This window comes from Ideonella alba, assembly GCF_018069875.1.
In the GTDB taxonomy this organism is placed as follows: Bacteria; Pseudomonadota; Gammaproteobacteria; order Burkholderiales; family Burkholderiaceae_C; genus Ideonella; species Ideonella alba.
In genome coordinates, this window is record NZ_JAGQDF010000004.1 from 423,831 (window position 1) to 436,619 (window position 12,789).

Sequence of the window (12,789 nt, forward strand, 5' to 3'; positions counted from 1 at the left end):
GGCGCTGCTCCCCATGAGCTCAGCGGGCCATTATGCGCGTGCAGCCGGCTTGTCGCGCAACTCGCGGCGCAGCACCTTGCCCACCGGCGTCTTGGGCAGCTCGGTGCGGAACTCGATCAGCTTGGGCCGTTTGTAGCCGGTCAGGTTGGCCTCGCACCAGGCACGCACATCGGCCTCGGTGACGGCGGGATCCTTCTTGACCAGCACCACCTTGACGGCCTCGCCGGCCTTCTCGTCGGGGATGCCCACGGCGGCGCATTCGAGCACGCCGGGCATCTGGGTGATCACGTCCTCGACCTCGTTCGGGTAGACGTTGAAGCCCGAGACCAGGATCATGTCCTTCTTGCGGTCGACGATGCGGAAGAAGCCGCGCTCGTCCACCACGCCGATGTCGCCGGTGCGGAAATAGCCGTCGGCCGTCATGACCTTGGCGGTCTCGTCGGGCCGCTGCCAGTAGCCGGCCATCACCTGCGGACCGCGGATGGCGATCTCGCCGGACTGGCCGGCGGGCACCTCGTGGCCGTCGTCGTCCAGCAGCGCCAGCTCGGTGTTGGGCACCGGCAGGCCAATGGTGCCGGTGAAGGCCTTGGTGTCGACCGGGTTGCAGGTGGCCACCGGGCTGGTCTCGGACAGGCCGTAGCCCTCGCAGATCGGGCAGCCGGTCTTCTCCAGCCACAGCCGCGCCGTGGCCTGCTGCACCGCCATGCCGCCGCCCACCGAGATCTTCAGGTGCGACCAGTCGACGCTGGCGAAATCGGCGTGGTTGGCCAGCGCACCGAACAGCGTGTTGACCGCCGGCAGGCTGTGGAATCGCTCGCGCGCGAGGTCCTTCAGCACCGCGGGCACGTCACGCGGGTTGGGGATCAGGATGTTGCAGCCGCCCAGGCGCAGCCCCAGCATCATGTTCGTGTTGAATCCGAAGATGTGATAGAGCGGCAGCGCGCAGATCGCGGTGTATTGCTCGCCGGGCGGGATCAGGCGCAGCGCCGGCTGGTACCAGGCCTCGCACTGCAGCACGTTGGCCACCAGGTTGCGGTGCAGCAGCACCGCGCCCTTGCTGACGCCGGTGGTGCCGCCGGTGTACTGCAGCACCGCGATGTCGTCGGGGCCGGTGGCCGGCGGGGTCCAGGTCATGCCCCGGCCGCGGGCCAGCGCGGCATTGAAGCGCACCGCCTGCGGCAGCTCGAAGGCCGGCACCATCTTCTTCACCTTGCGCACCACATGGTTGACGATGCTGCCCTTGACCAGGCCCAGCATGTCACCCATCGCCGCCAGGATCACGTGCCGGGTGGGCACGTCGCGCGCCACCTGCTGCAGCGTGGCGGCAAAGTTCTCGACGATGACGATGGCCTTGGCGCCCGAGTCCTTCAGCTGGTGCTCCAGCTCGCGCGGCGTGTACAGCGGGTTGACGTTCACCACCACCAGCCCGGCGCGCAGGATGCCGGCCACCGCCACCGGGTACTGCGGCAGGTTGGGCATCATCACCGCGACGCGGTCGCCGGCCTGCAGGCCCAGGCCCTGCAGGTAGGCGGCAAAGGCGCGCGAGGCCTCGTCGATCTGGGCAAAGCTGTAGGCCTTGCCCATGAACTTGTAGGCGGGCCGGCTGGCGTGCTGGCGCAGGCTCTCGTCGATCAGCGCCACCAGCGAGGGGTAGAGCGAGACATCGATCTCGGCGGGCACGCCTTCAGGGTAGTTCTTCAGCCAGATCCGATCCATCTTCTCTCCGAGCTTGATGGATGATTGTCCTTGCGCGCTTCAGGCGCAGGCATCCGGGGATTCGATAGCGCCGTCTCGGGGATTCTCCCTAGACCAGCGGCCCTTTGTCACAGGGCATTGGCACAAGGAGTTACCTTTCAACGGTCTGAAGACCTCCACCCTAGGGAGGTTCGCGGCGGCGGCGGGTGCCTAGGATCAGCACCCTCTTGTCGTACTTCACGAGGCATCCCATGCTCGCACTGATCCGCACCTCGCTCTGTGCCGCCGCCCTGGCGGCGATCGCCGCGCCGGCCCTGGCGGGTGGCCCCAACGCCGTCGTCCACTCGGCGCAGGCCGACATGACGAACGAGTTCGTCGTCAAGTTCCGCGACACGGCCAGTGCCGAGGCGACGGCGCGCCATGCCGGCGTGCAGGCCGCGCTGGCTGCCCGTGGCGTGTCGCTGGCCGGCATCGAAGGCCGGTTCCTGCGTGTGGACCGCCCGCTGTCCAACCTCGACGCCCAGGCGCTGGCCAAGGAGCTGAAGGCCGCCAACCCGGCGATTGCCTACATCGAGGCCAACATCCGCCTGTCGCACCAGCTCGTGCCCAACGACACGCGCTGGAACGACCAGTGGCACTACTACGAAGACATCGCCGGCATCAAGCTGCCCAAGGCCTACAACAAGTCGCAGGGCGCCGGCGTGGTGGTGGCGGTGCTCGACACCGGCTACCGTCCGCACGCCGACCTGGTGGCCAACATCGTGCCGGGCTACGACTTCATCACCAACACCAGCACCGCCAATGACGGCAATGGCCGCGACAGCGACGCCCTGGACCCGGGCGACGGCTGCGGTGGCCAGAGCAGCTGGCACGGCACGCACGTGGCGGGCACCATCGCTGCGGTGACCAACAACGGCGTCGGCGTGGCCGGCATCGCTCCGGGCGCGAAGATCCAGCCGGTGCGCGTGCTGGGCTGCGGTGGCGGCACCTTCGTCGACATCCAGGACGCGATCGAGTGGGCCTCGGGCGGCACCGTCGCCGGTGTGCCCGCCAACCCGACGCCGGCCCGGGTGATCAACATGTCGCTGAGCGGCTCCGGCGCCTGCCCGGCCGGCCTGCAGACCGCGATCAACAACGCCGTGGGCCGTGGCACCGTGGTGGCCGTGGCCGCGGGCAACAACAATTCCAATGCCGGCAACTACACGCCGGCCAACTGCGCCAACGTGATCACGGTGGCCTCGGTCAACCGCAGTGGTTCGAAGGCCTGGTACTCGAACACCGGCGCCACGGTCGAGATCGCCGCGCCGGGTGGCGACACCACCGGCAACGTCGCCAACGGCGTGCTCTCCACGCTGAACGCCGGCGTGTCCACGCCGGGCGCCGACAGCTACGCCTACTACCAGGGCACCTCGATGGCCACGCCGCACGTGGCCGGCGTGGCCGCGCTGATGCTGGCCAACCGTCCGACGATGACGCCGGCCCAGGTGCTGGCCCGCATGCAGAGCACCGCGCGCGCCTTCCCGGGCACCTGCACCCTGTGTGGCGCGGGCATCCTGAATGCCGCCAAGGCGGTGCAGCGTCCCTGAGCGGCCGGCGCCTCGCGCCGCTGAGCAAGGGCCCGCCACTGGCGGGCCTTTTTTCTTGTAGTGTCCGGCTCTGATGCAGCCGACCGAACCTGCCGCCCCCGAGCCAACCACCCGCGCCGCACCGCGCTGGTACCTGCGCCTGCTGGGCGGGTCCACGCTGGACGGCGGTCAGGGCAGTGAGCTGCGCCGCTGGCCCAGCCGTGCCGCGCTGCTGCTGCTGGCGCGCCTGGCGCTGTGGCCGCGGCGCGTCCATCCGCGCGAGGAACTGGTCGAGCTGCTCTGGCCCGGCGTGGCCACCGATGTCGGCCGCAACCGCCTGCGCCAGGTGCTGTCCACCTTGCGCGCGCTGCTGGAGCCGGCCGGTGCGCCGGCGGTGCTGCAGGCCGACCGCCACGCGCTGCGCCTGCTGCCGGGCGCACTGGGCTGCGACGCCCACGACTTCGAGCGGCTGCTCTCCAGCCGCCGCGACGCCGACGCCCTGGCGCTCTACGCGGGGGAGCTGCTGCCCGGCGTCTACGACGACTGGGTGGTCGACGAGCGCCTGCGCCTGCAGGCGCTGCACGATCGACTGACCGAGCGCCAGCCCGAGCCGCCCGCGGCGGCGGCCGCGCCGCACCCGCAGCCCGCGCCCGAGCTGTCGCGGCCGCGCCGGGGGGCGCTGCCGCGCTACCTGAGCCGCTTCTTTGCCGACGACATCGCGCTGTCACGGCTGCGCTCGGCGCTGGATGCCACGTCGGCCCTGGTGCTGCGCGGACCAGGCGGCGCGGGCAAGACGCGCTGCGCCGTCGAGCTGATGCGGGGCCTGCCGCCGGGCGTGCCGGTGCAGTTCGTCGACCTGAGTGCCTGCAGCGACCTGGCAGCCCTGGAGGCGGCGGTGTCGGCCGCGCTGGCCGACCCCACGCCCACCGCGCAGCCACTGGCCGAGCGTCTGGCCGCCACCGACGGCTGGCTGGTGCTGGACAACTTCGAGCAGCTGCCGCCCGCCGCCGATGCCCGGTTGAGCCAGTGGCTGCAGACCTCGCCGCTGCTGCGGGTGCTGGTCACCTCGCGCCGCGGGCTGACGCTGGCGGGGGCGCTGGAGCTGTCGCCGCCGGCGCTGGGCCCGCTGCCCGCCGCGGACGCCGCGCTGGAGGTGCTGGCCCGGCACCCGGCGGTGGCCTTGTTCGTCGACCGCGCCCGGGCGGTGCGCCCGGACTTCCACCTCACGCCGGGCAACGCCGCGGCGGTGCGGGCCCTGGTCGGTGCGCTGGACAGCCTGCCGCTGGCGCTGGAATTGGCCGCGGCCCGGGTGCGCAGCCTGCCCCCGGCCGAGTTGCTGACGCTGCTGCTGGCCGACACGGACTCGGCCTCGCTGGACCTGGTGGGCCGTGCGCGCTCGGCCGCGTCCGAGCGCCAGGCCAGCCTGCGCGATGTGGTGGCCTGGAGCTGGCGTCTGCTGTCGCCGCCGCTGGCGGCGCTGGCCGCGACCCTGGGCAGCCTGTCGGCGCCGTTCAGCCGCGGACTGGCCCAGGCGCTGGCCGACCCGGCGCTGGGGCCGGTGGCGCTGGCCGCGGCGCTGGACGAGCTGGTCAGCCAGTCGCTGCTGAACAGCCTGCCCACGGCGCACCCGGGTGAGCCGGCCCGCTACCTGATGTCGGTGCCGGTGCGGCAGTTCGCGGCGGCTCAGTTGACGGCCGACGAGCGGGTCGTGCTGCGCCAGCGCCTGCGCACGGGGCTGCTGGACTGGGCCGAGACCTGGCCCCCCACGCCGCCGCTGTCCGAGGCCCGCACGCGCCTGCCCCATCTGGGCCGTGCCCTGGACGACGCCGACGGCGAGGTCGCCGCCCGCTGGCTGGCCGCCTGGCGCCCCGCCTTGCAGGACCTGCACCTGGATGCGCCCACGCTGACCCGGCTGCAGGCGCTGTTGCCGTCGTGCACGCGGCCCGGGCTGCTGTCCGAGGCGACCGCGGCCCTGGCCTGGCAGTGGCACCTGGCGGGCCATCAGGCGCAGGCGCGGACTCAGGCGCGGGCCGCGCTGTCGGCGTCACGCCGGGCCGGACCGCCGGCGCGCACGCTGGCCCGATGGACCCTGCTGGCGCTGGACTGGCGGACCTGCGAGGACGGGCCGCGCCTGCGCCGCCACCTGGCGCGCGCACTGGCGGCCGTGCCCGCCGATGCCGCGTCGCTGCGCGCCCAGCTGCTGCACATCGCCGCCGGTGTGGCCGAGTTCCATGACCACGATGCCGAGCGCGCCGGGCAGGCGCTGCAGCAGGCCCTGGCGGCGGCCGAGGCCGGCGGCAACGCCCATCTGCAGCAATCCTGCCGGCTGCGCCTGGCCACCTGGCAGGCCCGGCGCCACCAGGCCGACGAGGCGCTCGCCGGCCTGGACGCGGTGGCGCGGCAGGCCGCGCTGCTGGGCGACTGGGAGGTGCTCAGCAGCGTGCACAACAGCCGCGGCAACCTGCTGCTGCGCCTGCGCCGCCCCGCCGACGCGGCCACCAGCCTGCGCGAGGCGGTGCGCCAGGCCTGGGCGGTGCGCTCCGGCGTGGACCTGGCCTATGCGCTGTGGAACCTGCCCCGCGCACTGGTCCGTCTGCCGGGGCAGGCGCCGCTGGCGCTGCAGCTGCTGGCCTTTGCCGCCGCCTGGTGGGACCGCCACTACGGCCGCCTCACCGCCGCCGAGCGCCGTTTCGTGCGCCGGGTGCGGCGGCTGGCGGCGGCGAAGGGCGAGCCGGCGCTGGCCCGGCGACTGTGGGCCAGCGCCGAGGGCTGGACGCTCGACGAGGCCGTGGCGCGCGCGCTGGCTAACGATTGACGAACGCCTGCGCGGCAGCATGGCTGCGCCAGCCGCGTGGCGGCGTCAATCAACCCAACTCCGGAGGTCTCCATGTTCCCCTCGCTGCACCCTGTCCTGCGCCCCGCCGCCCTGCTGCTGGGCCTGAGCGCACCGCTGGCCCAGGCCCAGCAGGTCGGCACCTATGAAGGGCTCACCGATGCCGGCGACTCGCTGACGATCAAGGTCGAGCTCGACGAATTCGGCCAGCCCCGGGTGCACGAGGTCGGCATCGGCTACATCGCCACCTGCACCAAGTCCGGCCCGGGCCGCTGGGTGGGCTGGGGCGCCGGTGTGTCCCAGTCCATCGTCGCCCGCAAGGCCAGCTTCGAGGTCCGCGGCAACGCGCTCTACCAGAGCTGGAGCCTGAAGTTCAATGGCGCCGGCGACCAGATCAGCGGCAGCTTCCTGGGCCGCACGCCGGAATTCGTCGACCTCGACAGCTCGACCAAGCTGGTCCAGCTGTGCGACAGCGGCAAGCGCAGCTTCACCGCGTCGCTGGTCCCGATGGGCACGGCCGCCGCGCCCGGCCTGGGCCGCGGCGAGTTGCGCGCACGGCCGCGCTGAGCCGCCTCAGGCGGCCAGCGCCGCCAGCACGATGTCGCGCGCGTACTCGGCCGCCACCTCGCGCAGGAAGCGCGGGAAGTCGACATGCGCCGCGTCGTCGGCGCGGTCGGAGATGGTGCGCAGCACCGCGCAGGGGCGGCCGAAGTCATGCGCCACCTGCGCCAGCGCGGCGCCTTCCATCTCCACCGCCAGCGCGTCAGGCAGCTCGGCCTGCAGGCGCGCGCACTCGGCGGCTGAGCTGACGAAGCGGTCGCCGCTGACCACCAGGCCCTGGTGCACGCGGGGCGCAGCGATGCCGAACGAGGCCAGCGCCGGGTGCTCAGCCGCCAGCACCGCGGCGGCACCGGTGACCAGGCGGGCGGACCAGGCGCCGTCAGCGTCGAAGCGGCTGCGCCCGGTCATCGGCACCTCCCAGCGCGGGAACAGCGGCGAGGCGTCCATGTCGTGCTGCAGGAACTGCCGGCCCACCACCACATCGCCAACCGCCACGCCCGGCCCCAGGCCGCCGGCCACGCCGGTGAACAGCAGCGCCTGCACGTCGAAGCGGTCCAGCAGCAGCGCCGCGGTGGTGGCCGCGGCCACCTTGCCGATGCCGCTGAGCACCAGGATGACGTCATGGCCAGCCAGTCGGCCGCGGTGCAGCCTGCGGCCGGCCAGGGTGCTGACATGGTCGACATCCAGCCGGGCCTGCAGCGCAGCCAGCTCGTCGGGCAGGGCGCTGACGATCGCAAGGGTCATGGCCGCGATTGTGCGTCGGCCATGAAAAAGGCGCCCCGCGGGCGCCTCGGCTGGAGCGCGAGACCGCTCAGGAACCGTTGGCCGGGGCCAGGCTCTCGTTGAGCTGGGCGCCGATCTTCGGGCCCAGGTTCTTCACCAGCAGCGCTTCGGCCACCAGGATGATCAGGGCGCCGGCGGCACCGGCGGCCACCGAGTGGCCGCTGATTTCATAGGCCACGACGCTGAAGAAGGCGGCGTTGAAGACGCCGACCACGCCGGCGACGCCCAGGGCGAGTTGGGCGGGGGTCATGCGGACACCTCGGCGGTGCGGGGGAAGCTCAGGACGCTCAAGACAATCTCCGGGAGGATGAAGGAACCGGGTGGGTCGGCCGCGCCGTGACGCGACCTAGCATTAACCCTTATTTTAGGCCTTGATCCAGATCCAGGAAGGTCAGATTCCCGCCGCCGCGCTCAGGCTTTCAGCGCGCCCAGCACCTCGTCGAGCATCTTCTTGGCGTCGCCGAACAGCATGCGGTTGTTGTCCTTGTAGAACAGCGGGTTGTCCACGCCGGCGTAGCCGCTGGCCATCGAGCGCTTCATGACGATGCTGGTGCGGGCCTTCCAGACCTCGAGCACCGGCATGCCGGCGATCGGGCTGCCGGGGTCATCCTGGGCGGCCGGGTTCACGATGTCGTTGGCGCCGATCACCATGGTCACGTCGGTGTCCGGGAAGTCCTCGTTGATCTCGTCCATCTCCAGCACGATGTCGTAGGGCACCTTGGCTTCGGCCAGCAGCACGTTCATGTGGCCCGGCATGCGGCCGGCCACCGGGTGGATGCCGAAGCGCACGTTCACGCCCTTCTCGCGCAGCAGCTTGGTGATCTCGAACACCGTGTGCTGGGCCTGGGCCACGGCCATGCCGTAGCCGGGGACGATGATCACGCTCTTCGATTCGCGCAGCAGCTCGGCCGTCTCGGCCGCGCTGATCGGCGAGACCTCGCCCTGCGGCTCGGCCGCGCCACCGGCAGCCTTGGGCGCCGGCGCGCCGCCGCCGAAGCCGCCGGCGATCACGCTGATGAAGTTGCGGTTCATCGCCCGGCACATGATGTAGCTGAGGATGGCGCCCGAGGAGCCCACCAGCGCGCCCACCACGATCAGCAGGTCGTTGCTGAGCATGAAGCCGGTGGCCGCGGCGGCCCAGCCGGAGTAGCTGTTGAGCATCGACACCACCACCGGCATGTCGGCGCCGCCGATGGCCATCACCATGTGCACGCCGAACAGCAGCGCCACCACGGTCATCACCAGCAGCGGCGTCATGCCCGAAGCGATGTCGTGGGCGTTGAGGAACTCGCGGCCGAACCAGATCACCACCAGCAGACCCGCCAGGTTGAGCCAGTGGCGCCCCGGCAGCAGCAGCGGCTTGCCGCCGATGCGGCCCGAGAGCTTGCCGAACGCGACGATCGAGCCCGAGAAGGTGACCGCGCCGATCAGGATGCCGATGTAGATCTCGACCTCGTGGATGGCCTTCTCGGCCGGCGTGGCGAAGACGGTGGAGGTGTCCACATAGCTGGCGAAGCCCACCAGGCAGGCCGCCAGGCCCACCAGGCTGTGCATCAGCGCCACCAGCTCGGGCATCTGCGTCATCTGCACCTTCTTCGCGGCGAAGAGGCCGATGCTGCCGCCCACCACCAGGGCGCCGACGATGTAGGGCACGCCGGCCGCGGTGACGCGCGGACCCAGCACCGTGGCCAGCACCGCGATGGTCATGCCGACCATGCCGAACAGGTTGCCGCGGCGGGCGGTTTCGGGGTTCGACAGCCCGCCCAGGCTGAGGATGAAGAGGATGGTGGCGCCGATGTAGGCCACGGTTGCGAGGCTGGAAGTCATGTCCGGTTCCTTGTTCTTGTTCTGACGATCACTTGCGGAACATGGCCAGCATGCGGCGCGTGACCGCAAAGCCACCGAACATGTTCACCGCGGTCAGCACCAGGGCGACCACCGCGCAGCCCAGGATCAGGCCGTGGGGCCGGTCGGCCGCGCCGGTGGCGTCCAGCGGCGGCGCCACCTGGATCAGCGCGCCGATGGCGATGATCGAGCTGATCGCGTTGGTCACGCTCATCAGCGGGGTGTGCAGCGAGGGCGTGACGTTCCAGACCACCATGTAGCCCACGAAGCAGGCCAGCACGAAGACCGTGAAGTGCGACAGGAAGGCCGCCGGCGCGTACAGACCCACCAGCGCGAACAGCACGGCGCCCACGGCAAAGACGATGGCCAGCGTGCTGCCCTTCATCGGCTCGCCCGGGCCATGGCCATGGGCCGCTGCCTTGGGCGCGGCCACCGCGGCGGCCTTGGCCGGCGGGGGTGGCGGCAGCTTGGGCGCCGGGGCGGGCCAGGTCAGCTCGCCGTTCTTCACCACCGTCAGACCGCGGATGGCGTCGTCCTCGAAGTTGACGTTGATGACGCCATCCTTGGTCTTGCACAGCTCCTCGGTCAGGCGCAGCAGGTTGGTGCTGTACAGCGTGGAGCTCTGCTTGGCCAGGCGGCTGGCCAGGTCGGTGTAGCCGACGATGGTCACGCCATGGCGCACCACGGCCTGGCCGGGCACGGTCAACTCGCAGTTGCCGCCCTGCTCGGCGGCCATGTCGACGATCACGCTGCCGGGCTTCATGGTCGCCACCATCTCGGCGGTGATCAGCTTGGGCGCCGGCTTGCCGGGGATCAGCGCGGTGGTGATGATGATGTCCACCTCGCGGGCCTGCTGCGCGTACATCGCGCGCTGCGCGGCCTGGAAGCCCTCGCTCATCACCTTGGCGTAGCCGCCGCCGCCCGAGCCCTCTTCCTCGTAGTCGACCTTGACGAACTCGCCGCCCAGCGAGACCACCTGGTCGGCCACCTCGGCGCGGGTGTCGTTGGCGCGCACGATCGCGCCCAGGTTGGCGGCGGTGCCGATGGCCGCCAGGCCGGCCACGCCGGCACCGGCGATGAAGACCTTGGCCGGCGGCACCTTGCCGGCGGCGGTGATCTGGCCGTTGAAGAAGCGGCCGAAGGCGTTGGCCGCCTCGATCACCGCGCGGTAGCCGCTGACGCCGGCCTGCGAGGTCAGCGCGTCCATCTTCTGGGCGCGGCTGAGCTGGCGCGGCAGGCAGTCGATCGCCAGCGCGGTGACCTGCCTGGCCTGCAGCGCGGCCATCAGCTCGGGGTTCTGCGCCGGCCAGACGAAGCCGATCAGCGTGGCGCCAGGGCGCAGCAGCGCCACCTCGTCCAGCGTGGGCGGGCGCACCTTGAAGACGATGTCGGCCGTGCCCCACAGCTCGGCCGCGCTGCCCAGCACCGTGGCGCCGGCGGCGCGGTAGGTGTCATCAGCGCAATTGGCGGCCTCGCCGGCGCCGGTTTCCACCGCCACCGAGAAACCCAGCTTGATGAGCTTCTCGACCACGTCCGGCACGGTCGCGACGCGCTTTTCCCCGGCCGCGGTCTCGCGCGGCACCCCGATCAACAGAGCCATGACTCTCCTCTCCAACGTCCACTGTGCAGGGGCGGCGGCGCCGCATCATCGCGGCGGCCTCGGCGCCCCTGTCGTTTGCCGCCTAGCTTAACCAATCGCCGGGGGCTGTCGTCCGGCGGTTTGCCCGGGCTCTAAGATGGTCCGATGGAACGTTGGAAACCAAGCGTCACCGTGGCCGCGATCATCGAGCGCGAGGGCCGTTACCTGCTGGTCGAGGAGCGCACGCCCGAGGGCCTGAAACTCAACAACCCGGCCGGCCACCTGGACCCCGGCGAGTCCATCGTCGAGGCGGTGGTGCGCGAGGCGCTGGAAGAGACCGCGCGCGCCTTCACGCCCACCCACGTGGTCGGGGTTTACCTGGGGAGAATGCAGCGCGCCAGCACCGGCGAGGACATCACCTACCTGCGCTTCGCGATCGCCGGCACCGTGGGCGAGCCGGTGCCCGGGCGGGTATTGGACGAACCGATCGAGCGCACGCTGTGGATGAGCCTGGACGAACTGCGCGCCTGCGCCCCCCGCCATCGCAGTCCAATGCTGCAATGCAGCATCGACGATCACGCCGCAGGACGCGGTTGTGCGCTCGATTTGCTGCACATGCACGAGAGCGTCAAGCTGCTGCACAAATAGGCACCGGGATTTCCCGACCCCGCGGTCGTTGCATGATGTGAAAAGCCGCCCCGGGATGATTGACGCCGGGGCCCCGGCGACAATCCCGCCATGCACAAGCAACGCGTGGTCGTCGGCCTGTCCGGCGGCGTCGATTCCGCGGTCTCGGCCTGGCTGCTCAAGCAGCAGGGGCACGAGGTCGTCGGCATCTTCATGAAGAACTGGGAAGACGACGACGACAGCGAGTACTGCTCGTCGAACGTCGACTTCGTCGATGCGGCGGCGGTGGCCGATGTCATCGGCATCGAGATCGAGCACGTCAACTTCGCCGCCGAGTACAAGGACCGCGTCTTCGCCGAGTTCCTGCGCGAGTACCAGGCCGGCCGCACGCCCAACCCCGACGTGCTGTGCAACGCCGAGATCAAGTTCAAGGCCTTCCTGGACCATGCGATGCGCCTGGGCGCCGAGAAGATCGCCACCGGCCACTATGCGCGCGTGCGTGAGTGCCCCCACGTCGCTTCGCTCCTGCCCCCCGAGGGGGCGCGGGCCTCCTTGGGGCGGCCCGGCGAAGGCCCGACCGCGTCGGGGACGTCGTTCCAGCTGCTCAAGGGGCTGGATCCGCTGAAGGACCAGAGCTACTTCCTGCACCGCCTGAACCAGGCCCAGCTGGCCAGGACGCTGTTCCCGGTGGGCGAGCTGCCCAAGACCGAGGTGCGCCGCATCGCGGAAGAGATCGGCCTGCCCAATGCGAAGAAGAAGGACTCGACCGGCATCTGCTTCATCGGCGAGCGGCCGTTCCGCGAGTTCCTCAACCGGTATCTCAGCCACGCGCCCGGCCCGATCGTCGACGACCGGGGCCGCAAACTGGGTGAGCACGTGGGCCTGAGCTTCTACACGCTGGGCCAGCGCCAGGGCCTGGGCATCGGTGGCGTGAAGGACAAGAAGGCGCCGCGCGGCGGCGGCGAGCACCTGCCCTGGTTCGTCGCCCGCAAGGACCTGGACCGCAACGCGCTGGTGGTGGTGCAGGGCCACGAGCACCCCTGGCTGCAGTACCGCAGTCTGGTGGCCGACGACCTCAGCTGGGTGGCCGGACAGGCGCCGCGCGCCGGCGGCTATGGCGCCAAGACCCGCTACCGCCAGACCGACGCCGCCTGTGCGCTGGACCATTCGCCCGCCGGCCTGTCGCTGCTGTTCGCCCAGCCGCAGTGGGCGGTCACGCCGGGGCAGTCGGCGGTGGTCTACGACGGCGAGGTGTGCCTGGGCGGCGGCGTGATCGCCTCGGCCGAGCTGGCCTGAAGGGC

The 12,789-nt window shown here is 71.4% G+C and carries 10 protein-coding genes; 5 read left to right on the forward strand and 5 right to left on the reverse strand.

Annotated elements, in window-relative coordinates; translation table 11 throughout:
* Nucleotides 1-30 precede the first annotated feature (30 nt).
* Nucleotides 31-1,716: a long-chain-fatty-acid--CoA ligase gene (locus KAK07_RS09390; protein ID WP_210857072.1), complete on the reverse strand. Its 1,686-nt coding sequence runs from the start codon at nucleotides 1,714-1,716 to the stop codon at nucleotides 31-33.
* A 230-nt stretch (nucleotides 1,717-1,946) separates the two neighbouring features.
* Here KAK07_RS09390 and KAK07_RS09395 point away from each other — a divergent pair, with 230 nt between their 5' ends.
* The 3 genes from KAK07_RS09395 (at nucleotide 1,947) to KAK07_RS09405 (ending at nucleotide 6,660) form a co-directional block, all read left to right on the forward strand.
* Nucleotides 1,947-3,281, forward strand: a complete 1,335-nt coding sequence (locus KAK07_RS09395) for a S8 family peptidase (protein WP_210857071.1) — start codon at nucleotides 1,947-1,949, stop codon at nucleotides 3,279-3,281.
* Nucleotides 3,282-3,354: 73 nt separating this feature from the next.
* Complete coding sequence (locus KAK07_RS09400) at nucleotides 3,355-6,075, forward strand: ATP-binding protein (RefSeq protein ID WP_210857070.1); 2,721 nt, start codon at nucleotides 3,355-3,357, stop codon at nucleotides 6,073-6,075.
* A 72-nt stretch (nucleotides 6,076-6,147) separates the two neighbouring features.
* Complete coding sequence (locus tag KAK07_RS09405) at nucleotides 6,148-6,660, forward strand: hypothetical protein (RefSeq protein WP_210857069.1); 513 nt, start codon at nucleotides 6,148-6,150, stop codon at nucleotides 6,658-6,660.
* Nucleotides 6,661-6,666: 6 nt separating this feature from the next.
* Here the strand turns inward: KAK07_RS09405 and KAK07_RS09410 are convergent, their stop codons facing one another.
* From KAK07_RS09410 to KAK07_RS09425, 4 genes are all read right to left on the reverse strand, one after another.
* Nucleotides 6,667-7,398, reverse strand: coding sequence for a 5'-methylthioadenosine/adenosylhomocysteine nucleosidase (locus tag KAK07_RS09410; RefSeq protein ID WP_210857068.1), 732 nt, complete (start codon nucleotides 7,396-7,398; stop codon nucleotides 6,667-6,669).
* A gap of 67 nt (nucleotides 7,399-7,465) precedes the next feature.
* Nucleotides 7,466-7,687 carry a hypothetical protein gene (locus KAK07_RS09415; RefSeq protein ID WP_210857067.1) on the reverse strand — a complete coding sequence of 74 codons (222 nt, stop codon included), beginning with the start codon at nucleotides 7,685-7,687 and terminating at the stop codon, nucleotides 7,466-7,468.
* A gap of 161 nt (nucleotides 7,688-7,848) precedes the next feature.
* Complete coding sequence (pntB, locus tag KAK07_RS09420; protein WP_210857066.1) at nucleotides 7,849-9,264, reverse strand: Re/Si-specific NAD(P)(+) transhydrogenase subunit beta; 1,416 nt, start codon at nucleotides 9,262-9,264, stop codon at nucleotides 7,849-7,851.
* A gap of 28 nt (nucleotides 9,265-9,292) precedes the next feature.
* Complete coding sequence (locus KAK07_RS09425; protein ID WP_210860410.1) at nucleotides 9,293-10,882, reverse strand: Re/Si-specific NAD(P)(+) transhydrogenase subunit alpha; 1,590 nt, start codon at nucleotides 10,880-10,882, stop codon at nucleotides 9,293-9,295.
* 144 nt (nucleotides 10,883-11,026) lie between these two features.
* On the opposite strand from KAK07_RS09425, the gene KAK07_RS09430 reads away from it, so the two are divergent.
* Complete coding sequence (locus tag KAK07_RS09430) at nucleotides 11,027-11,509, forward strand: NUDIX domain-containing protein (protein ID WP_210860411.1); 483 nt, start codon at nucleotides 11,027-11,029, stop codon at nucleotides 11,507-11,509.
* Nucleotides 11,510-11,599: 90 nt separating this feature from the next.
* Nucleotides 11,600-12,784, forward strand: coding sequence for an MnmA/TRMU family protein (locus tag KAK07_RS09435; RefSeq protein ID WP_210860413.1), 1,185 nt, complete (start codon nucleotides 11,600-11,602; stop codon nucleotides 12,782-12,784).
* Nucleotides 12,785-12,789 lie beyond the last annotated feature (5 nt).